This window comes from Sphingopyxis sp. 550A, assembly GCF_053569535.1.
The window spans coordinates 1,931,787-1,950,625 of record NZ_CM131615.1 but is presented as its reverse complement, the minus strand read 5'-3'; the positions used below and the strand labels follow the sequence as shown (position 1 = coordinate 1,950,625).

Here is an 18,839-nt window from a genome sequence, read left to right as displayed (position 1 = left end):
AAGCAGGCCGGCGAATCCGGCGTGGCTGGCGCGGCGAACAAAGCTCGCGTAGGAAGAAGCGGTTGAGCGGGAGATAGACGTCGTGGCCGAGGACAGGGGGAAGAAGGACACGCGACCGGCGCGCTCCGGTCCCCTGCACCAGATCGAAATCGACGATTTTCGCCGCGACCGCCTGCTTGCGGCATTGGCGTTGATCGTCGGCGCGGCCTTCTGCCTTGCTTTGCCCTTTGCATTGCAGGCGGGGGCGGAATTCTTCCTGCCGCTGACCGCGGCGATCGTCATCTCGATCGCGCTGGTGCCGCTGCTCGAATGGCTCGAGCGGCGCAGCGTGCCGTCTGGGCTGGCGGCCTTCCTGTCGCTCGCGGCTTTCCTGATGCTGGTCAATGCGGCGCTGGCGATCATCGTCGTGCCCGCGACCGGCTGGTTCGCGCGGATTCCCGAATCGATTCCGCGTATCCAGAGCAACCTTGCGCCTCTTATCGATTTTTATGCTAGCTTTCAGCGTTTTGTGGACCGAACCTTGATGTCGGTGGCAAGCGGGACCGAGGCGACGGCACAGGCGGTCGCAGCGCAGGCGCCGTCATCGGTCGTCGATTATTTCATCTCGGCGGCGCCCGCGGCGGCGATCCAACTCTTCTTCGCCGTGCTCGTCATCTTCTTCTTCCTCGCCGGCTGGACGCGGCTGCGGCGTGGGACGATCCGTCGCCGCGGCAGCTTCGATGGCGCGATGCAGACCGCGCGGGTGATCCAGAATGTCGTCGACGCGACCGCCGACTATCTGGCGACGATCACGATGATCAACGCGATTCTGGGGCTCATCGTCTCGCTGCTGCTCTGGGCGCTTGGGATGCCGTCGCCCTTCATGTGGGGCGGGATCGTGTCCTTGTGCAATTTCGTGCCCTATCTGGGGCCGATCGTCGCCGCGGTGCTGCTCGGGCTCGGCGGGCTGATGACCTTCGACGCGGTGGGTTTCGCGCTGCTGCCCGCGCTGATCTTCATCGGCGTGCATCTGGTCGAGGCGAATCTCGTCACGCCGCTGGTGCTCGGGCGGCGGCTGACGATCAATCCGCTGCTGATTCTCGTGTCGCTGAGCTTTTGGGGGTGGGTGTGGGGGACGCCCGGTGCGCTGCTCGCGGTGCCGCTTCTGCTGATCCTGCAGACCGTCCTTCATTCGACCGGAACCCCGGATCTTGCGGGTTTCCTGTTCGAGCGCGGCACGCTGACGACGACCGACGAGATGCGCGATCGATTAAATCGCACAAAGGGCGATAGCGACGGTTGACAGGCCGAAGCGCGGCGCATATTGGCGCTGCTCCCAAGCACACGCGGGTGTAGCTCAGTTGGTTAGAGTGCCGGCCTGTCACGCCGGAGGTCGCGGGTTCGAGCCCCGTCACTCGCGCCATTTCCTGCCCTTTCGGGCGAAATGGCCACCGCAGCTTGGGACCTTTCCAGAACCGGAATATGACGGGGTCGGCGCGGCGCTTCAGCCGCGCCGCCGCCCCAGTTCCATCCAGCGCAGCAGCGGCTTCAGCGGCAGCACCCAGACGATCCCCGCGACGAGATAGAAGACCGCCTGGATCAGGATCGGCCAAGTGCCGACCCACGGCGACAGCGCGACGATCAGCGTCGCCCACAGCGCGATCAGCGCCAATATCAGGAAAATGCCCGCGGGCTTGCGCCAGCTCGGCGGCGGGTCGGCGGGTAGCTGGCTCACAGTCGGTCTCCGGTCATAATATATTCCTGTTCGGTCAGCACGGCATCGAGTTTTGCGTCGGTCGGCTCGATGGGAACAGTGTCAACTTCCTGTACCGACCAAGCGATTCCGATCCGTATGATATCCGGATGCTCCGCGAAAAAGCGGTCATAATGCCCGCCGCCTTGGCCGAGGCGTCCCCCGTGGCGGTCGAAGCCGACGAGGGGGCAGAGGATCAGGGCGGGGAGCAAAAACTCGGCGTCGTCCGCGGGTTGCGGCGTTCCCCACGGGCCTTTGACGAGCGGGTCGCCAGACTGCCAGCGGCGGAAATCCATGGTTTCGATGCGTCCCTCGTGATGAGGAAGCGCCAATGTTTCCTCTGTCAACATTGGCAATATGTCGGGTTCCGAGCCCCAGGCGGCATAAGCGGCGACGGGAAAGGATGTCGCCACGAGATCGGCAAGCGGGGCGGGAGGGGCGCGAAACGCCGCGAGCCGCGCCATGGCGTCCAGATTGGCGGCGAAATGTCGGCGACGGAAGCGCAGCTTCTCGCGGAGCTTCTGCTTCTGTTGGGCGAGGTCGTCGGAAAGCATGTCGTTTCCGCTCCTCTGAACGTTGATGGCGGGTGGCGGGACCACCATGGGTCGTTTGCTGGAAGATCCTCTGACGCCAGTAACGTCAGGTGGGGACCATATACGTCGGACCAGGGTCCGGGCAGGGACAGCCCCCTAGGATGATGTATCGCCTCAGGGATTTTCGCAAAAGCTCGTACCGGGCAGTGCCCGCCGCCCCCTATGTAGGGCGGCTGCATCGCGGTCTCAAGGGATTTAGGGCATTTGCTCGATCCGCGTCACCAGCGTCTCGATACGGTCGGCGATCTGGAGCAGCGCGCGGTCGTGCGACGGCCTGACGCTCGTCGCGGACGAGGGCGGCGCCTTTCTGAGCGCATCGAGTTCGGCGCGCGCGGCCTTCAGTTCGTCGCGTGCCTGCGCTTCGCGGCTTTCGGCGAGCGCCACCGCAGCGCGGAGCGAATCGGATTGCGGCTCGGCCTTGGCGGCCTTGCCCCTGGCCTCCTGCGCTTCGTCGGCGAGCATCAGCGCCGCGAAGAGCAATTGGCGGACTTCGGTGCCGCCCGGCATCGCGCGCACCTTTTCGTCGACCACGGTCGCCAGGTTCAGAAGCTGTGGCTCCTGCCCGTCGGCGCAATGGACGTCATAGGCGCGTCCGGCGATGTTGAGTTTGACGTCAGCCATTTTTCGCCTCCGCGATCAGCCGGTCGAGTTCGCCGATCACCGCCACAACCTCGGCCTTCAGGGCCGACTGGTCGCCGGGCGCTGGCTCGGTTGCCGGACGATTCGCTCGTTCGGTCAGCACCGTCTCGATCCGGCTCAGCGCTCGTTCGATGCGGCCGATGGCCAGGCTGGATTCGTCAAGGTCGAGTTCCATGTTCATGGGTTAGCAGTGCCGGTCATGGGGTGCAATCGCCTCTCGGCGCCGAAATTGCCGCTATTTTGTGCCGCAGCGGTTGACTCCTGCGCCCGCCATCGCGAAGGGCTGTCCCCACCGAATCCGGCCATCTTCACATCCTTTTCCGGGGGACCAATGACACTGCCCGAACGCCAGCTCGCCAACGCGATCCGCGCGCTTGCGATGGACGCCGTCCAGGCCGCGAACAGCGGCCATCCGGGGATGCCCATGGGCATGGCCGACGTCGCGACCGTGCTTTATTCGGATTATCTGAAATTCGATCCTTCCGATCCGAAATGGGCCGATCGCGACCGATTCGTCCTGTCGGCGGGCCATGGTTCGATGCTCGCTTATGCAACGCTGCACCTTGCCGGCTACGCGCGGCCGACCATGGACGATATCCGCAATTTCCGCCAGCTCAGCAGCCCGTGCGCGGGGCATCCCGAGAATTTCGAGCTTCCGGGCATCGAGACGACGACCGGGCCGCTCGGGCAGGGGGTTGCGACCGCCGTGGGCATGGCGATCGCGGAACGGCACCTCAATGCGATCTATGGCGACGATCTGGTCGATCACCGCACCTGGGTGATCGCCGGCGACGGGTGCCTGATGGAGGGCATCAACCACGAAGCCATCGGCCTCGCCGGGCATTTGCAGCTCGGCCGCCTGATCGTGCTGTGGGACGACAACAAGATCACCATCGACGGATCGACCGATCTGTCGACGAGCGAGGATGTGCGGGCGCGCTATGCCGCGACCGGTTGGCACGTCGATAGCTGCGACGGGCACGACCCCGCCGATATCCGCCGCGCGATCGACGGTGCACTTGCCGCCGGCCGCCCGTCGCTGATCGCGTGCAAGACGCTGATCGGCTTCGGCGCGCCGAATAAGCAGGGCACCTCGGCGACCCACGGCTCGCCGCTCGGCGCCGACGAAGTCGCCGCGGCGCGTGCGACGCTCGGCTGGACCGCCGAGCCGTTCGTCATTCCCGCCGACATCGCCGATGCGTGGAAAGCGTTCGGGGAGAAGGGCGAGAAGCTTCACGCCGAATGGAATGGTCGTCTCGCAAACAACGAAAAGAAAAAGGATTTTGAGGATCGCCTGAGCGGCAAGCTGGTGCCGGGCGCGGCGTTCAAGGCCTATCTCGACGGCCTGATCGCCGAGCCGCCGAAGGTGGCGACGCGCAAGGCGTCGGAAAATACGCTGGGCGCGCTCACCGCCGACATCGCCGCGCTGGTCGGCGGAAGCGCCGATTTGACGGGTTCCAACAATACGAAAACATCGTCGACCAAGCCGCTGACGAAAAGCGATTATTCGGGCCGCTATGTCTATTACGGCATTCGCGAATTCGGCATGGCCGCGGCGATGAACGGCATGGCGCTGCACGGCGGCGTCGCCCCCTATGGCGGCACCTTCCTAGTGTTTGCCGACTATTGCCGCGCCGCGATCCGCCTGTCGGCGCTCCAGCAGCAGCGCGTCGTTTATGTGATGACTCACGACAGCATTGGCCTGGGCGAGGATGGCCCGACGCACCAGCCGATCGAGCATCTTCAATCGCTGCGCGCGATGCCGAACCTGCTCGTCATGCGCCCCGCCGATGCGGTCGAGACCGCCGAATGCTGGGCGCTCGCGCTGGCGCAGGAAAGCCGTCCGTCATTGCTCGCGCTGACCCGCCAGAATCTGCCGCCGTTGCGCCATGACGTCACCGAAAATCTTTGCGCGAAAGGCGGTTACCGCCTGCGTGATGCCGCGGCGGCGCGCAAGGTGGTGCTCGTCGCGACGGGCTCCGAAGTCTCGCTCGCGTTCGAAATCGCTGACAAGCTCGAAGCAGCGGGGCAGGGCGCCGATGTCGTTTCGATGGTCTCGACCGAGTTGTTCGACGAACAGGACGCCGGCTATCAGGCCGACATTCTGCCCGCCGATGCGCTGATCGTCTCGATCGAGGCGGGCACGACCTTCGGCTGGGAACGCTACACCGGCCGCGACGGCCTCCGCTTCGGCATCGACAGCTTTGGCGCGTCGGCGCCGATCGACGATCTCTATCGGCATTTCGGCCTGACCGTCGATGTCATCGCCCCCCAGATTCTGGCGCGCCTCGGCCACTAAGCACCGACCGCCTCCTCCGCAGAAAGGACTCCCCGACATGGCAGTGAAAGTCGCAATCAACGGTTTCGGACGCATCGGCCGCAATGTGGCCCGCGCCATTCTGGAACGTACCGACCATGACCTTGAACTGGTGTCGATCAACGACCTTGGCGATGCCAAGGCAAATGCCCGCCTGCTTCGCCATGACTCGGTGCATGGCGCGTTCAACGGCAGCGTCGAGGTCGATGGCAACGACCTGATCATCAACGGCAAGCGCATTCAGGTGACCGCCGAGCGCGATCCCGCCGCGCTGCCGCATGCCGCGAACGGTATCGACATCGTGATGGAATGCACGGGCTTCTTCACCAACAAGGCCGGCGGCCAGAAGCATCTCGACGCCGGTGCCAAGCGCGTGCTGATCTCGGCTCCCGCCAAGGAAGTCGACCTGACCGTTGTCTATGGCGTCAACGACGATCAGATCACCGCCGATCATCTGATCATCTCGAACGCGTCCTGCACCACCAACTGCCTCGCGCCCTTCGCCAAGGTGCTGCACGAGGCGATCGGTATCGAGCGCGGGCTGATGACCACGATCCACGCCTATACCAACGACCAGAAGATTCTCGACCAGATCCATAGCGACCCGCGTCGCGCCCGCGCCGCCGCGATGTCGATGATCCCGACCTCGACCGGCGCGGCCGTGGCCGTCGGCCTCGTCCTGCCCGAACTCAAGGGCAAACTCGACGGGTCGTCGATCCGCGTTCCGACCCCGAATGTGTCGGTGGTGGATCTGACCTTCACGCCGTCGCGTGACACGACTACGGAAGAGGTGAACGCGGTGCTCAAGGCGGCCGCCGAAGGCCCGCTGAAGGGCGTGCTCGGCTATACCGAGGAGCCGCTGGTCTCGATCGACTTCAACCACAATGCGGCGAGCTCGACCATCGACAGCCTCGAAACGGCGGTGATCGACGGCAAGCTGGTGCGCGTGCTGAGTTGGTACGATAATGAATGGGGCTTCTCAAACCGCATGATCGACACTGCGGGCGTGATCGCAAAGTTCCTTTAAGCCTGACGGGGAGGCCGCAATGGCTGGGTTCAAGACCCTCGACGACATCGGCGACGTCACCGGCAAGAAGGTGCTGGTCCGCGTCGACCTCAACGTCCCGATGTCCGACGGCGCGGTTACCGACGATACGCGCATCCGCGCGGCGATGCCGACGATCCGCGAGCTGTCGGACAAGGGCGCGATCGTGCTGCTGCTCGCGCATTTCGGACGGCCGAAGGGCGCGAAGAACCCGACCCAGTCGCTGAGCCTCGTCATCGACGGGGTCGCCGACGTGCTCGGCCATTCGGTGATGTTCATCCCCGACTGCATCGGCGAAGGCGCGAAGGCGGGCGTCGCGGTGCTCGCGCCGGGCGACGTCGCGGTGCTCGAGAATACGCGCTTCCATCCGGGCGAGGAAAAGAACGACCCCGCCTTCGCCGATGCGCTCGCCGAGGTCGGCGATCTTTATGTCAACGACGCCTTTTCGGCCGCGCACCGCGCGCACGGCTCGACCGAGGGCATCGCGCACCGCCTTCCGGCTTATGCGGGCCGCGCGATGGAGGCCGAGCTCAACGCGCTCGACGCCGCGCTCGGCAATCCCGCGCATCCGGTCGCCGCGGTGGTCGGTGGCGCGAAGGTGTCGAGCAAGATCGACGTGCTGCGCAATCTCGTCGGCAAGGTCGATCATCTGATCATCGGCGGCGGTATGGCGAACACCTTCCTCGCCGCGCGCGGGGTCGACGTCGGCAAGTCGCTGTGCGAGCATGATCTCGTCGACACCGCCAACGCGATCTTCGACGCCGCCGATGCCGCGGGCTGCACGATCCATCTTCCCTACGACGTCGTGGTCGCGAAAGAGTTCGCGCCCAATCCGCCGACGCGCACCGTCAATGTGCATGAGGTCGTGGCCGACGAGATGATCCTCGACGTTGGTCCCGCCGCGGTCGAAGCGCTCGCCGACGTGCTCAAGAATTGCCGCACGCTCGTCTGGAACGGTCCGCTCGGCGCGTTCGAGACGCCGCCCTTTGATACGGCGACGGTCGCGCTTGCAAAGACCGCTGCTGCGCTGACCCGCGAGGGCTCGCTGATTTCGGTCGCGGGCGGCGGCGATACGGTCGCAGCGCTTAATCACGCCGGTGTCGCCGGCGATTTCACCTTCGTCTCGACGGCGGGCGGCGCTTTCCTCGAATGGATGGAAGGCAAGCCGCTGCCCGGCGTGGACGCGCTCAAGGCCTGATTTCACCGCGTATTTGCTTCCCGCTCGCCGGGAAGCTATGCGCGCCACCACATACGTATGCAATCAACCGGAGATGTTATGACGACCGCGAATGCCGAGATGCTCGATCAGATCAAGTCGGGACAGGGTTTCATCGCTGCGCTCGACCAGAGCGGCGGTTCGACGCCCAAGGCGCTCAAGGGCTATGGCATCGAGGAAGATGCCTATGCAAACGACGAAGAGATGTTCGGCCTGATCCACGCGATGCGCAGCCGCATCGTCACCGCGCCCTGCTTCAACGGCGAAAAGGTAATCGGCGCGATCCTGTTCGAGCGCACAATGGACGGCGAGGCAGGCGGCAAGCCGGTTCCGGCGCTGCTCTGGGAACGCGGCGTCGTTCCCTTTCTGAAGGTCGACAAGGGGCTCGAAGCCGAGGCCGACGGCGTCCAGCTCATGAAGCCGATGCCCGACCTCGATGCGCTGTGCGAACGCGCGGTCGCCAAGGGCGTGTTCGGCACCAAGATGCGCAGCGTCGTCAACCTCGCCAATCCCGCGGGGATCAAGGCGATCGCGCGCCAGCAGTTCGCCGAGGCGAAGCGCATCGCCGCGCACGGCCTGGTCCCGATCATCGAACCCGAAGTGAACATCAAGAGCGCCGAACGCGACGCCGCCGACCGTCTGCTGCTTCAGGAAATGCTGGCCGAGCTCGACGCCTGGGACGGCGCGCCGGTCATGCTCAAGCTGTCGCTGCCGACCGAACCGGGCCTGTTCCAGCCGCTCGTCGATCATCCGAAGGTGCTGCGCGTCGTCGCGCTGTCGGGCGGCTTCGCGCGCCCCGAAGCTTGTGTCGAACTGGCGAAAAACCCCGGCATCATCGCGAGCTTTAGCCGCGCCCTGCTCGAAGATCTCCGCCACCAGATGAGCGACGACGAGTTCAACGCCTCGCTCGGCGGCGCGATCGACGAGATTCACGCGGCCTCGGTGGCGTAATGGCTACTGGCTGGCAAGCCGTCGACGATTATATCGCCGGGAAACTGCTCGGCGACGACGATGCGCTTGCCGCCGCGCTTGCCAATAATGCAGCACAGGGCTTGCCGCCGATCGACGTGTCGGCGGCGCAGGGCAAGATGCTGTTCCTGCTCGCCCAGACCGAGGGCGCGAAGCATATCCTCGAAGTCGGGACGCTCGGCGGCTATTCGACGATCTGGCTCGCGCGGGCGCTGCCTCAAGGTGGCGCGCTGGTAACGCTCGAACTCGAGGCGCATCATGCGGCGGTGGCGCGCGCGAATCTCGAACGGGCGGGCGTCGCGGACAAGGTCGACATCCGCGTCGGCCCGGCCGCCGACAGCCTGGCCGCGATGGCGCCGGGCGCGCCCTTCGATTTCGTCTTCATCGACGCCGACAAGCAGAATAATGCGCTTTATGTGGACGAGGCGATTCGGCTCGGGCGCAGCGGCACGACGATCATCGTCGACAATGTCGTGCGCGAGGGTGGGGTGCTCGATGCGAACAGCGGCGACGAGCGGATCGAAGGCACGCGCGCATTGTTCGACCGGCTAAGCGCCGATCCGCGGCTCGACGCGACCGCGATCCAGACGGTGGGGGCGAAGGGCTGGGACGGATTCGTGCTGGCGCGGGTGCGTTGACGTTTCTCCCGGCTGGGCGCACGATATGTTAGTATTATGCTCGATGGGGGTGTGCGATGGGAATCATACTAGCAGTTATTGGGGCGGTTCTTATGGCGGTTGGCTTTTTCCAAAGCGGGGCGCCAACCTATAGCGATACGCTGAATATCGGCTTGCTCAACGATAAGTCCAATCTGATTGCCGTTGGCGGTTATATTTTTGTCGGTGGGATGGTTTTGCACGCTAAAGAGGCGATATTGGCGATAATCGCGCCGTCTCCTCCCGTTTCAGAAAAGACAGAATGGTCGCCGAGCGGCGTAGTAGCCGTGAAAGGCGATGACGGAGCGGTGGTCTGATTAGAGCCCGCCCATGAAGCGGAAAGCGAAGCGATAATCCTCGGGCTTGATCGGGCGATCGGTCCGGCGTGCGGGCGAAACGCTTTCGATCAGGATCGTGCCGTCGGCGAGCGGCGTCTGCTTGCCCAATATGACCTCGAACGGCTGCGATCGTCCGCCGGGGCGAACCCAGAGCATCTTTAGGCGAAGCTGCCCGGCCCAGACGCACATGACATTTTCGGGGCAGCGGCTGTCCTCCAGAACCGCGACCGGTTGAATGATCGGCCCGTCGGCATAGGCGCGCTGGCCGAGCGCGACGCTGCTCGCGTCGGGAAGCGGTGGCGGCCCGTCGCCGCTGCGCGGCGTCGTGGCGCAGGCGGACAGCGTGAAAGCGGCAGCGATAAGGGGAAGGGCGAGGCGCGGCATGTTCTGCATTTGCGGGATAATCGCCGCATCGCTATGAACCCGCCATGACCACGCCCGCCTGCCAGCTTTACCTGATCTCTCCGCTCGACGTCGGAGGCGATTTCCCCGCGAAACTCGAGGAAGCGCTGTCGGCCGTGCCGGTCGCGGCGTTCCAGTTCCGCGTCAAGGATGTGGGTCAGCACGAGGCGGCGCGGCTCGCCGAACCGTTGCAGGCGATCTGCGCCGCGCATGATACCGCGTTCATCGTCAACGACGACATGGCGCTCGCGAAGCGGCTCGGCGCCGATGGCGTCCATCTGGGACAGGGCGACGGTGATCCGCAGGAGGCGCGGCGCCTGCTCGGGCCGGGCGCGCAGATCGGCGTGACCTGCCACGACAGCCGCCATCTTGCGATGGAAGCGGGCGAGGCAGGGGCGGACTATGTCGCGTTCGGCGCCTTTTTTCCGACGACGACCAAGGCGGTCGAGCATCAGGCCGACCCTGAAATTTTAACATGGTGGCAGGGATTGTTCGAACTGCCCTGCGTCGCGATCGGCGGGATCACCGTCGACAATGCCAAGGCGCTGGTTGAGGCCGGCGCGGATTTCCTCGCGGTTTCGGGCGGCGTTTGGGCACATCCCGAGGGCCCGGCGGCAGCGGTGCGGGCGTTCGATAAGCTGATGGCGGGGTGACGGGGACCGGGCTCAGGCTTTTCTGCGCCGTGGCCGCTTTCGCCACGATCGGAGCGGCATCCGAGCTCGGCATCATCATCCCGGTCGAGGGGATGCGTGCGTCGGATCTCGTCGATAGCTGGGACAGGAGCCGCCCCAAAGGACGCGTTCATCGCGCGATCGACATACAGGCGCCGCTCGGCACCCCGGTGCTCGCGGCGATGGACGGGCGGATCGAGAAACTGTTCGCGTCGAAGCGCGGTGGACTCACCATCTATCAGCGCTCGGCGGACGGTCGGCTGATCCTCTATTATGCGCATCTGCAGGGCTATCGCCGCGGCCTTGCCGAGGGGCAGGCGGTCAAGCGCGGGCAGGTGATCGGCACGGTCGGGGCAAGCGGCAATGCCGACCCGTCCTTTCCGCACCTGCATTTCCAGATGCTCGCGACGGTGCCGGGAAGCGGCTGGCAGGATGGCGAGCCGATCAATCCCTATCCGCTGCTGACGGGAGCGAGAGTGGGCGTAAGGAGAGGGAATTAGGCAAACGGATGCTCGCGTTCGGGCGCCTTGCCGGATTTGTCATTGTCGCCTTTGCGCCATCCGAACAGGCCGGCGCAGGGCGTGGGGCGCCGGGCCGGCTTTGGCGGCGTGCGGGGCGGGGCCCGGTCGGGAAGATCGATGTTCGTCATGCGCGCCTTATGAATCGCGGGCTGGCGGATATATTGGATCGATGCGTCAAATCCGCTTCGGTTCGTCGCCTTTTCGCTTGCCTCGAAGCGCGCCGCCCGCGACAGGTTGCGGCGAGGGAGACCATGATGACCAACGGGAACCACGGCAGCGCGGCGATGCGCGAACTGACGCTGCGCGCGATCATACTCGGGGGATTGCTGACGTTTCTGTTCACGGCGGCGAACGTCTATTTCGGGTTGCGCGTCGGCTTGACCTTTTCGACCGCGATTCCCGCGGCGGTGATCTCGATGGCGGTGCTGCGAACGCTCGGCGGATCAAACATGGTCGAAAACAACATCGTCCAGACGATCGGCAGCGCGGCGGGCGCCGTAGCAACGATGATCTTCATCCTTCCCGGCCTGGTCATCGTCGGCTGGTGGACGAATTTTCCCTATTGGACGACGATGCTGACCTGCGCGGCGGGCGGGGTGCTGGGGGTGATGCTGTCGGTGCCGCTGCGCCGCGCGCTGGTGATCAATTCGGACCTTCCCTATCCGGAGGGCGTTGCGGGCGCCGAGATTCTGCGTGTCGGCATGGCGGGGGACGAAGGCGCGCGCGAGAATCGGCTCGGCCTTTCGACGATCATTCTCGGCGCGCTGGTCGCCGCCTTCTATGGCGTGATGACCGCGCTCAAGGTGGCGGCGGGCGAGGTCGCCAAGAATTTCAAGCTCGGCGCCGGAGTGAGCGGCGTCGCGGGCACCATGTCGCTGGGGCTGATCGGCGTCGGGCATCTGATCGGGCTGGCGACGGGGATCGCGATGGCGATCGGCGCGGCGATTTCCTGGTTCGTGTTGCTTCCGTGGCTCAGCGCCGGAAAGCCCGGCGCGGCCGACGATATCGTCGGCGCGGTGTTCAGCCAGGAGGTGCGTTTCGTCGGTGCCGGCGCGATTGCGGTCGCAGCGATCTGGGCGCTGATTCGGATCAGCGGCAGCATCATCGCCGGCCTCCAGGGAATCGCGGAAGCGGCGCGGGCGCGCGAGGCCGGGCGGGTGCTCGACCTGACCGAGCGCGACATGCCGGGGAAGATCGTCGGCGGAGTCAGCCTGGCGCTGTTCATCCCTATCGGACTTTTGCTGTGGAATTTCGTGCAGGGCGGCCCGCTGGCGGGTCATACCGGCTCGGCCCTGTTGCTCGCCTTGCTGTTCATTCTGGTGGTCGGCGTCGCGACCGCGGTGGTCACGGGATATATGGCGGGGCTGGTCGGAACCTCGAACAGCCCGGTGTCGGGGATCGGCATCCTGTCCATCCTGATCGCCGCGGTGCTGGTTGCTGCGGTGTTTGGCGGTGACGTGGCGGCGGGGGATCGCGCGCCGCTGATCGCCTTTGCGCTCTTCGTGACCGCTTTCGTGTTCGGGGTCGGCATCGTTGCCAACGACAATCTCCAGGACCTGAAGACCGGCCAGTTGGTCGGATCGACACCGTGGAAGCAGCAGGTCGCGTTGATCCTGGGGGTGCTGGCGGGGTCGTTTATCATCCCGCCGGTGCTCGATCTGCTCAACACCGCATTCGGTTTCGCCGGTGCCCCCGGGGCCGGACCGAATGCCCTCGCGGCGCCGCAGGCGTCGCTGATCGCATCGATCGCGCAAGGCGTGCTCGGTGGGACGCTGCGTTGGGATCTGGTTGGCCTGGGCGCCGCGATCGGTGTCGGTGCGATCCTCCTCGACGAAGGGCTGGGCCGGGCGGGCAGGACGCGGCTGCCGCCGCTCGCCGTGGCGATGGGCATGTATCTGCCGATGTCGGTGACTTTGCCGACGATCATCGGCACGGTGATCGGCCATTTCTGGAACCGCATGTCGGACAAGACGAGCCGCCCCGAATTCGGGCGGCGGATGGGCGTTCTGCTGGCGACCGGGCTCGTGGTCGGCGACAGCCTTTACGGGCTGGTGTTCGCGGGCACGGTCGCGGCGGTCGGCGACGCGGACCGCCTCGCGATCGTCGGCGACGGGTTCGGGACGGCGTCCCAATTCATCGGCCTCGGCCTGCTCGCGGCGCTCGGCTGGTTCGCTTATGCGCGGACGCGTCGGCGGATCGACGCGACGCCCGCCGAATAAGCACCGCTTGCCCTCCGCCGCGTCCGCCGCTAAGGGCGCGCTCCTGAACCGGTGTGCGGCTACGCGCGCCGGCGGCTCTTTCCATCCTTGTTGAAGCGAGTGTGCGCGATGAAAATCACCGGCGTTGAAATCCGTCCCGGCAATATTATCGAATATGAAGGTGGCATCTGGAAGGTCACCAAGATCCAGCACACCCAGCCGGGCAAGGGCGGCGCCTATATGCAGGTCGAAGCCAAGAACCTCATCGACGGGCGCAAGCTCAACAACCGCTTCCGCAGCGCCGACACGGTGGAGAAGGTCCGTCTCGACACCAAGGATTTCCAGTATCTCTATGCCGAGGGCGACGATCTCGTCTTCATGGACAAGGATACGTACGAGCAGATCACCATCTCGAAGGAGGTGGTCGGCGACGCGCATGAGTTCCTGCAGGACGGCATGGAAGTCGTGCTCGAACTGTGGGAAGAACGCCCGATTTCGGTCGAACTGCCCGAGCAGATCGAAGCGACGATCGTCGAGGCCGACGCGGTGGTGAAGGGCCAGACGGCGTCGTCGTCGTACAAGCCCGCGATCCTGGACAATGGCGTGCGCGTGATGGTGCCGCCGCACATCACCAGCGGCACCCGCATCGTGGTCAATGTCTATGACCGCGAATATGTCCGCCGCGCGGATTGATTTTCGTCGCCCCGGCGAAAGCTGGGGCCGCTAGCGTTTTACATTGCCGACAGCGATCCCAGCTTTCGCTGGGATGACGTGTTGGAGGAAAGCAAATGGCCGTATCGGGCATCATCACCGTCATGGAACGCGCCGCGCGCAAGGCCGGCACCAAGCTGCGGCGCGACTTCGGCGAGATCGAGCACCTTCAGGTCTCGCAGAAGGGGCCTGCCGACTTCGTGTCGAAGGCTGATCAAGCCGCCGAGCGCACCCTTTACGACGAACTGACCCACGCGCGTCCGGGCTGGGGTTTCCTGATGGAAGAAGCCGGAGAGATCGAGGGCGAGCCGGGCAAACCGCGCTTCATCATCGACCCGCTCGACGGCACCTCGAACTTCCTGCACGCGATCCCGCAATTCGCGATCTCGATCGCCGTGCAGGAACCGAAGTTCGGCGGCGGCTGGGGCGACGTCACCGCAGCGCTGATCTATCAGCCGGTGACCGACGAAAGCTATTGGGCCGAGCGCGGCCGCGGCGCATGGCTGCACGACCGGCGCCTGCGCGTCGCGTCGCGTCGTCATCTCAACGAATGCCTGATCGCGACCGGTATCCCGTTCATGGGGCATGGCGACATGGCGCAGTGGAGCCGCATCTTCGGCGCGGTCGCGCCCGAGGTCGCCGGAATCCGCCGCTTCGGTGCCGCGAGCCTCGACCTCGCCTGGGTCGCGGCGGGACGCTTCGACGGCTTCTGGGAAGGCGACCTCAACATCTGGGACGTCGCCGCCGGCATATTGCTGGTGCGCGAGGCCGGCGGTTTCGTCAGCGATTTCCGTGGCGGCGACCGCTCGATCGAGCGCAGCGAATTTATCGCGGGCAGCGGCGCAGTGCATAGCAAGCTGCAGAAACTGGTCGCGGGCGCGCTGCGCAACTCGTGAACCTGCTTCATCACTCCTGATCGTCACCCCGGATCAAGTCCGGGGTGACGAACGAGGAAGTCGTCTTACTTGTCGAAAATAAACTCGCGGTAGCTGTCCATCAGCGAGGCCCAGGTGTTGAAGGTCTCGCCCAGATTCTCGCGCGGGATGCCGGCGAAATCGACGTCGACGTCCATCTCCAGGACCGGGTCGCCTTCGTCATCCCTGTAGCCGCGCGCGAAGCGCTTTTCCTTGTTCCATTGGTTGAACCGCTCAAGCGACACATCCTTGGCGTCGCTGAAGCCCATGTAATATTGCAGCGTCTTGCAATTCTTATGGTCTTCGCAGTTCATGAAGATGATGAGGAATTTGAGCCCGTTGCGGCTGCTTTCGATATAGGGGTCCGCGTCGGCCTTGCTGACCAGCGTGGCGGGCCATCCTTGCGACTCGACGATCGCCTTGATCGTGGCCGGATTTTTCGCATTGACCAGTTCGGCGTGCGCCGGCGTCGCGGAAAGCGCGAGGGCGGCGCCCATCGCCAGCGTGGTCCCGAAAGAAAATGATCGCATGTCAGCTCCCTGATTGAAAAATGGGTTATAATCACCCGAAACGCCGACCCACGCAGGCGGCGTAACACAGCATTAGGTGATCGGACCAGCCTTCCTTATGCCTTTGGTCACAATGGTAACGAAAATCCTGCCCGCGGCGCTTGCGGGGCGCGGCGCACTGGCCTAAAGCGCCCCGCGATAACGGTGGCAAACACCTGAATAGACTGCGAGCTCCCATGGTCGATCTGACGCAATATCTGCCGATTCTGATCTTTCTGGTCATCGCCGTTGGCCTGTCCTCGGCGTTCGTCTTCCTGCCGATGGGCGTCGCGCGCCTGACCGGCACGCACAGGCCCGACCCGGCGAAGCTGACCGAATATGAATGCGGCTTCCCCGCATTCGAGGACGCGCGCAGCCAGTTCGACGTGCGCTTCTATCTTGTCGCCATCCTCTTCATCATCTTCGACCTCGAAGCCGCCTTCCTCTTTCCCTGGGCGGTCAGCCTCAAGGAAATCGGCTGGGCCGGCTGGGCGACGATGATGGTCTTCCTTGCCGAGCTTGCGATCGGCCTTGTGTACGCATGGAAAAAAGGCGCGTTGGATTGGGAATGAGCAGCTCCAGCATCATCATGCCCGGCCAGATGCCGGTCGTTCCGGGAACGAACCCCGATATGTTCCCGGTGGCGCCGGGGACAAGCCCCGACGCGGGCTTTTTCGACGATCTCAACAGCGAGGTCGGCGACAAGGGCTTTCTCGTCACCTCGACCGAGGACCTGTTCAACTGGGCGCGCACCGGCTCGCTGTGGTGGATGACCTTCGGGCTCGCCTGCTGCGCGGTCGAGATGATTCACGTCAACATGCCGCGCTATGACATGGAGCGTTTCGGCGTCGCGCCGCGCGCTTCGCCGCGCCAGTCCGACGTGATGATCGTCGCGGGGACGCTCTGCAACAAGATGGCTCCGGCGCTCCGCCGCGTCTACGACCAGATGTCGAACCCCAAATATGTGATCTCGATGGGCAGCTGCGCCAACGGCGGCGGCTATTATCACTATAGCTATTCGGTGGTGCGCGGCTGCGATCGCATCGTGCCCGTGGACATCTATGTCCCCGGCTGCCCGCCGACCGCCGAGGCTCTGCTCTATGGCGTGATGCAGTTGCAGCGGAAGATTCGCCGCACCGGGACGATCGAACGCTGATGACCAGCCCCGCTCCCCTGATCGCCCCCCGCGACGGTATCGGCGCCGCGCTGAAGAAGCTTCTCGGCGACGACCTGATCGAGCATGTTTTCGCTGTCGGCGAGGACAGCATCACCGTGCGCCGCGATGCCGTCGCGGGCGTGATGATCAGCCTTCGCGACAATCTCGACTATCAGCAGCTCATGGAAATCGCCGGGGTCGACTATCCCGACCGCGCCGAGCGCTTCGAGGTCGTCTATCATCTGCTCAGCGTGACGAAGAATCACCGCCTGCGCGTCCGCGTCTGCACCGACGAAGCGACCCCGGTGCCGAGCATCGTGCCCGTCTGGCCGGTCGCCGGCTGGCTCGAGCGCGAAGTGTTCGACATGTACGGCGTGCTGTTCGCGGGCAACCCGGACCTGCGCCGCATCCTGACCGATTACGGCTTCCAGGGACATCCGCAGCGCAAGGATTTCCCGCTGACCGGCTATATCGAGCTGCGATACAGCGAAGAGGACAAGCGCGTCGTCTATGAGCCGGTGAAGCTGGCGCAGGATTTCCGCAGCTTCGACTTCCTCAGCCCGTGGGAAGGCGCCGACTATGTGCTGCCGGGCGACGAAAAGGCCGGCGGAACCGGCGAGGCGCCGGGCAAGGGCGCGCCGACCCCGATGACCGCGCAGAAGGTCAAGAAGGCCGACGACGAGGCCGCGAAGAAGGCGCCGCCGCCGACCCCGAAGACGACCGAAAAGACCGCGCAGACGGGCGCGGGCGCCAAGACCAACCTGAAGGCCGCCAAGCCGAGCCGCGACGGTGCGAAGACGACGGCAGCGGCAAAGGCCAAGACGCCCGCGACGAAAAAAGCCGAAAAGGCGCCCGCGAAGACGAAGGCTCCGGCCAAGCCGCGCGCACCGCGCAAGCCCAAAGCAGGAGGTGACGCATGACCGACGCTCCTCAGGTCAAGCACCACGGCAGCGACATGTTCGAAGGCTATCCGGTCGACACCGCCGACACCGCGGGCGACCAGGTCGTCACCAACTACACGATCAACTTCGGCCCGCAGCACCCCGCGGCGCACGGCGTGCTGCGCATGGTGATGGAGCTCGACGGCGAGATCATCGAGCGCGTCGATCCGCACGTCGGGCTGCTCCACCGCGGCACCGAGAAACTGATCGAATACAAGACCTATCTGCAGGCGCTGCCCTATTTCGACCGGCTCGACTATTGCTCGCCGCTCGGCATGGAGCACAGCTATGTCCTCGCGATCGAGAAACTGCTCGACCTCGAGGTGCCGGCGCGCGCGCAATATCTGCGCACCCTGTTCGCCGAGCTGACGCGCATCTGCAATCACATGCTCAACATCGGGTCGCACGTCATGGACGTCGGTGCGATGACCCCGAACCTCTGGGTGTTCGAGCTGCGCGAGGATTGCCTCAACTTCTTCGAGCGCGCGAGCGGTGCGCGGATGCACTCGGCATGGTTCCGCCCCGGCGGCGTCCATCAGGACGTCCCCGAAAAGCTGCTCGTCGACATCGGCGAATGGTGCGAGACGCGGCTTCCGAGGCTGTTCGGCGACGCGATGAGCCTCGTCATCGACAACCGCATCTTCAAGCAGCGCAACGTCGATATCGCGACGGTGAGCAAGGAAGACGCGCTGGCGTGGGGGTTTTCGGGCCCGATGATCCGCGGCAGCGGCATTCCGTGGGACATCCGCAAGTCGCAGCCCTATGACGCCTATGCCAAGGTCGAGTTCGACATTCCGGTCGGCACGCGCGGCGACTGCTACGACCGCTTCATGGTCCGCGTGCAGGAAGTCTATCAGTCGGCGCGCATCATCAAGCAGTGCCTGCGCGACATGCCGAGCGGCCCGATCGCCAGCCTCGACCGCAAGGTCGTGCCGCCGAAGCGCGGCGAGATGAAGCAGTCGATGGAATCGCTGATCCATCACTTCAAACTCTATACCGAGGGCTTCCACGTCCCGGCGGGCGAAGTCTATGTGGCGACCGAAAGCCCCAAGGGCGAATTCGGCGTCTATCTGGTCAGCGACGGCACCAACAAGCCCTACCGCTGCAAGATCCGCCCGACGGCCTTTTCGCACCTGCAGGCGATGGATATGATGGCGAAGGGCCACATGCTGGCTGACACCACCGCGATCATCGGCGCGATCGACGTCGTGTTCGGGGAGTGCGACCGGTGACGTCGCACCCGACACTTGGAGCCACGCCTGCGTCGAGGCG

The 18,839-nt window shown here is 65.0% G+C and carries 23 protein-coding genes and 1 tRNA gene; 17 read left to right on the top strand and 7 right to left on the bottom strand.

Going from position 1 to position 18,839, the window contains the following annotated elements; translation table 11 throughout:
• Positions 1-82: 82 nt before the first annotated feature.
• Positions 83-1,282, top strand: coding sequence for an AI-2E family transporter (locus tag ACVENA_RS09410; protein WP_449328582.1), 1,200 nt, complete (start codon positions 83-85; stop codon positions 1,280-1,282).
• Positions 1,283-1,325: 43 nt separating this feature from the next.
• A tRNA-Asp gene (locus ACVENA_RS09405) sits at positions 1,326-1,402 on the top strand.
• 81 nt (positions 1,403-1,483) lie between these two features.
• Here ACVENA_RS09405 and ACVENA_RS09400 read toward each other — a convergent pair.
• From ACVENA_RS09400 to ACVENA_RS09385, 4 genes are all read right to left on the bottom strand, one after another.
• Positions 1,484-1,714 (bottom strand): DUF2842 domain-containing protein, encoded by a 231-nt coding sequence (locus ACVENA_RS09400; protein ID WP_449328581.1) that lies wholly within the window; start codon positions 1,712-1,714, stop codon positions 1,484-1,486.
• Complete coding sequence (locus ACVENA_RS09395; protein ID WP_449328580.1) at positions 1,711-2,334, bottom strand: 5-formyltetrahydrofolate cyclo-ligase; 624 nt, start codon at positions 2,332-2,334, stop codon at positions 1,711-1,713. The genes ACVENA_RS09400 and ACVENA_RS09395 overlap by 4 nt, the downstream gene beginning before the upstream one ends.
• 186 nt (positions 2,335-2,520) lie before the next feature.
• Positions 2,521-2,946 carry a cell division protein ZapA gene (locus ACVENA_RS09390; protein WP_449328579.1) on the bottom strand — a complete coding sequence of 142 codons (426 nt, stop codon included), beginning with the start codon at positions 2,944-2,946 and terminating at the stop codon, positions 2,521-2,523.
• Positions 2,939-3,139: a hypothetical protein gene (locus ACVENA_RS09385; RefSeq protein WP_449328578.1), complete on the bottom strand. Its 201-nt coding sequence runs from the start codon at positions 3,137-3,139 to the stop codon at positions 2,939-2,941. Before ACVENA_RS09385 ends, ACVENA_RS09390 begins: the two co-directional genes overlap by 8 nt.
• A 156-nt stretch (positions 3,140-3,295) precedes the next feature.
• On the opposite strand from ACVENA_RS09385, the gene tkt reads away from it, so the two are divergent.
• From tkt to ACVENA_RS09355, 6 genes are all read left to right on the top strand, one after another.
• Positions 3,296-5,263: a transketolase gene (gene tkt, locus ACVENA_RS09380; protein WP_449328577.1), complete on the top strand. Its 1,968-nt coding sequence runs from the start codon at positions 3,296-3,298 to the stop codon at positions 5,261-5,263.
• Between the two features lie 37 nt (positions 5,264-5,300).
• Complete coding sequence (gene gap, locus ACVENA_RS09375; RefSeq protein ID WP_449328576.1) at positions 5,301-6,308, top strand: type I glyceraldehyde-3-phosphate dehydrogenase; 1,008 nt, start codon at positions 5,301-5,303, stop codon at positions 6,306-6,308.
• A 19-nt stretch (positions 6,309-6,327) separates the two neighbouring features.
• Positions 6,328-7,524: a phosphoglycerate kinase gene (locus ACVENA_RS09370; RefSeq protein WP_449328575.1), complete on the top strand. Its 1,197-nt coding sequence runs from the start codon at positions 6,328-6,330 to the stop codon at positions 7,522-7,524.
• Positions 7,525-7,623: 99 nt separating this feature from the next.
• Positions 7,624-8,493 (top strand): fructose bisphosphate aldolase, encoded by an 870-nt coding sequence (locus ACVENA_RS09365; RefSeq protein WP_449328921.1) that lies wholly within the window; start codon positions 7,624-7,626, stop codon positions 8,491-8,493.
• Positions 8,493-9,149 carry an O-methyltransferase gene (locus tag ACVENA_RS09360; protein WP_449328574.1) on the top strand — a complete coding sequence of 219 codons (657 nt, stop codon included), beginning with the start codon at positions 8,493-8,495 and terminating at the stop codon, positions 9,147-9,149. The genes ACVENA_RS09365 and ACVENA_RS09360 overlap by 1 nt, the downstream gene beginning before the upstream one ends.
• Before the next feature lie 56 nt (positions 9,150-9,205).
• A complete protein-coding gene (locus ACVENA_RS09355; RefSeq protein ID WP_449328573.1) occupies positions 9,206-9,484 on the top strand; it encodes a hypothetical protein in 279 nt (92 codons plus the stop codon).
• Here the strand turns inward: ACVENA_RS09355 and ACVENA_RS09350 are convergent, their stop codons facing one another.
• Positions 9,485-9,889, bottom strand: coding sequence for a hypothetical protein (locus ACVENA_RS09350; RefSeq protein WP_449328572.1), 405 nt, complete (start codon positions 9,887-9,889; stop codon positions 9,485-9,487).
• Positions 9,890-9,933: 44 nt separating this feature from the next.
• Between ACVENA_RS09350 and thiE the strand changes: the two genes are divergently transcribed.
• Together thiE and ACVENA_RS09340 are read left to right on the top strand one after the other, a co-directional pair.
• Positions 9,934-10,560, top strand: a complete 627-nt coding sequence (gene thiE / locus ACVENA_RS09345; RefSeq protein WP_449328571.1) for a thiamine phosphate synthase — start codon at positions 9,934-9,936, stop codon at positions 10,558-10,560.
• Positions 10,561-10,589: 29 nt separating this feature from the next.
• The gene (locus tag ACVENA_RS09340) at positions 10,590-11,078 is read left to right on the top strand and encodes a M23 family metallopeptidase (RefSeq protein WP_449328570.1); all 489 of its coding nucleotides are present in this window, start codon (positions 10,590-10,592) and stop codon (positions 11,076-11,078) included.
• Here ACVENA_RS09340 and ACVENA_RS09335 read toward each other — a convergent pair.
• Positions 11,075-11,227, bottom strand: a complete 153-nt coding sequence (locus ACVENA_RS09335) for a hypothetical protein (protein WP_449328569.1) — start codon at positions 11,225-11,227, stop codon at positions 11,075-11,077. The genes ACVENA_RS09340 and ACVENA_RS09335 overlap by 4 nt on opposite strands.
• Positions 11,228-11,350: 123 nt before the next feature.
• Here ACVENA_RS09335 and ACVENA_RS09330 point away from each other — a divergent pair, with 123 nt between their 5' ends.
• The 3 genes from ACVENA_RS09330 to ACVENA_RS09320 all read left to right on the top strand — a co-directional run bounded on the left by ACVENA_RS09330 (position 11,351) and on the right by ACVENA_RS09320 (position 14,904).
• The gene (locus tag ACVENA_RS09330) at positions 11,351-13,318 is read left to right on the top strand and encodes an OPT family oligopeptide transporter (protein ID WP_449328568.1); all 1,968 of its coding nucleotides are present in this window, start codon (positions 11,351-11,353) and stop codon (positions 13,316-13,318) included.
• A gap of 108 nt (positions 13,319-13,426) precedes the next feature.
• Positions 13,427-13,990 carry an elongation factor P gene (gene efp / locus ACVENA_RS09325; protein WP_449328567.1) on the top strand — a complete coding sequence of 188 codons (564 nt, stop codon included), beginning with the start codon at positions 13,427-13,429 and terminating at the stop codon, positions 13,988-13,990.
• Positions 13,991-14,085: 95 nt separating this feature from the next.
• Positions 14,086-14,904 carry an inositol monophosphatase family protein gene (locus tag ACVENA_RS09320; RefSeq protein WP_449328566.1) on the top strand — a complete coding sequence of 273 codons (819 nt, stop codon included), beginning with the start codon at positions 14,086-14,088 and terminating at the stop codon, positions 14,902-14,904.
• Between the two features lie 65 nt (positions 14,905-14,969).
• Here ACVENA_RS09320 and ACVENA_RS09315 read toward each other — a convergent pair whose 3' ends face one another.
• Positions 14,970-15,452 carry a YbjN domain-containing protein gene (locus ACVENA_RS09315; protein WP_449328565.1) on the bottom strand — a complete coding sequence of 161 codons (483 nt, stop codon included), beginning with the start codon at positions 15,450-15,452 and terminating at the stop codon, positions 14,970-14,972.
• A 215-nt stretch (positions 15,453-15,667) separates the two neighbouring features.
• Here ACVENA_RS09315 and ACVENA_RS09310 point away from each other — a divergent pair, with 215 nt between their 5' ends.
• The 4 genes from ACVENA_RS09310 to ACVENA_RS09295 are packed head-to-tail and all read left to right on the top strand — an operon-like array spanning position 15,668 to position 18,799.
• Positions 15,668-16,042, top strand: coding sequence for an NADH-quinone oxidoreductase subunit A (locus tag ACVENA_RS09310; RefSeq protein WP_449328564.1), 375 nt, complete (start codon positions 15,668-15,670; stop codon positions 16,040-16,042).
• A 29-nt stretch (positions 16,043-16,071) separates the two neighbouring features.
• Positions 16,072-16,626, top strand: coding sequence for a NuoB/complex I 20 kDa subunit family protein (locus ACVENA_RS09305; RefSeq protein WP_449328920.1), 555 nt, complete (start codon positions 16,072-16,074; stop codon positions 16,624-16,626).
• Positions 16,626-17,546 (top strand): NADH-quinone oxidoreductase subunit C, encoded by a 921-nt coding sequence (locus tag ACVENA_RS09300; RefSeq protein WP_449328563.1) that lies wholly within the window; start codon positions 16,626-16,628, stop codon positions 17,544-17,546. The genes ACVENA_RS09305 and ACVENA_RS09300 overlap by 1 nt, the downstream gene beginning before the upstream one ends.
• A 35-nt stretch (positions 17,547-17,581) precedes the next feature.
• Positions 17,582-18,799 (top strand): NADH-quinone oxidoreductase subunit D, encoded by a 1,218-nt coding sequence (locus ACVENA_RS09295; protein WP_449328919.1) that lies wholly within the window; start codon positions 17,582-17,584, stop codon positions 18,797-18,799.
• Positions 18,800-18,839 lie beyond the last annotated feature (40 nt).

What these genes read in the sequence shown, in the direction of transcription:
- ACVENA_RS09320 (WP_449328566.1), top strand. Translation starts at nt 14,086, where the DNA reads ATGGCCGTATCGGGCATCATCACCGTCATGGAACGCGCCGCGCGCAAG.
- ACVENA_RS09300 (WP_449328563.1), top strand. Translation starts at nt 16,626, where the DNA reads ATGACCAGCCCCGCTCCCCTGATCGCCCCCCGCGACGGTATCGGCGCC.
- tkt (WP_449328577.1), top strand. Translation starts at nt 3,296, where the DNA reads ATGACACTGCCCGAACGCCAGCTCGCCAACGCGATCCGCGCGCTTGCG.
- ACVENA_RS09355 (WP_449328573.1), top strand. Translation starts at nt 9,206, where the DNA reads ATGGGAATCATACTAGCAGTTATTGGGGCGGTTCTTATGGCGGTTGGC.
- ACVENA_RS09335 (WP_449328569.1), bottom strand. Translation starts at nt 11,227, where the DNA reads ATGACGAACATCGATCTTCCCGACCGGGCCCCGCCCCGCACGCCGCCA.
- ACVENA_RS09385 (WP_449328578.1), bottom strand. Translation starts at nt 3,139, where the DNA reads ATGGAACTCGACCTTGACGAATCCAGCCTGGCCATCGGCCGCATCGAA.
- efp (WP_449328567.1), top strand. Translation starts at nt 13,427, where the DNA reads ATGAAAATCACCGGCGTTGAAATCCGTCCCGGCAATATTATCGAATAT.
- ACVENA_RS09390 (WP_449328579.1), bottom strand. Translation starts at nt 2,946, where the DNA reads ATGGCTGACGTCAAACTCAACATCGCCGGACGCGCCTATGACGTCCAT.
- ACVENA_RS09310 (WP_449328564.1), top strand. Translation starts at nt 15,668, where the DNA reads ATGGTCGATCTGACGCAATATCTGCCGATTCTGATCTTTCTGGTCATC.
- ACVENA_RS09330 (WP_449328568.1), top strand. Translation starts at nt 11,351, where the DNA reads ATGATGACCAACGGGAACCACGGCAGCGCGGCGATGCGCGAACTGACG.
- ACVENA_RS09315 (WP_449328565.1), bottom strand. Translation starts at nt 15,452, where the DNA reads ATGCGATCATTTTCTTTCGGGACCACGCTGGCGATGGGCGCCGCCCTC.
- ACVENA_RS09350 (WP_449328572.1), bottom strand. Translation starts at nt 9,889, where the DNA reads ATGCCGCGCCTCGCCCTTCCCCTTATCGCTGCCGCTTTCACGCTGTCC.
- ACVENA_RS09365 (WP_449328921.1), top strand. Translation starts at nt 7,624, where the DNA reads ATGCTCGATCAGATCAAGTCGGGACAGGGTTTCATCGCTGCGCTCGAC.
- ACVENA_RS09360 (WP_449328574.1), top strand. Translation starts at nt 8,493, where the DNA reads ATGGCTACTGGCTGGCAAGCCGTCGACGATTATATCGCCGGGAAACTG.
- ACVENA_RS09370 (WP_449328575.1), top strand. Translation starts at nt 6,328, where the DNA reads ATGGCTGGGTTCAAGACCCTCGACGACATCGGCGACGTCACCGGCAAG.
- ACVENA_RS09305 (WP_449328920.1), top strand. Translation starts at nt 16,072, where the DNA reads ATGCCGGTCGTTCCGGGAACGAACCCCGATATGTTCCCGGTGGCGCCG.
- gap (WP_449328576.1), top strand. Translation starts at nt 5,301, where the DNA reads ATGGCAGTGAAAGTCGCAATCAACGGTTTCGGACGCATCGGCCGCAAT.
- ACVENA_RS09295 (WP_449328919.1), top strand. Translation starts at nt 17,582, where the DNA reads ATGTTCGAAGGCTATCCGGTCGACACCGCCGACACCGCGGGCGACCAG.
- thiE (WP_449328571.1), top strand. Translation starts at nt 9,934, where the DNA reads ATGACCACGCCCGCCTGCCAGCTTTACCTGATCTCTCCGCTCGACGTC.
- ACVENA_RS09395 (WP_449328580.1), bottom strand. Translation starts at nt 2,334, where the DNA reads ATGGTGGTCCCGCCACCCGCCATCAACGTTCAGAGGAGCGGAAACGAC.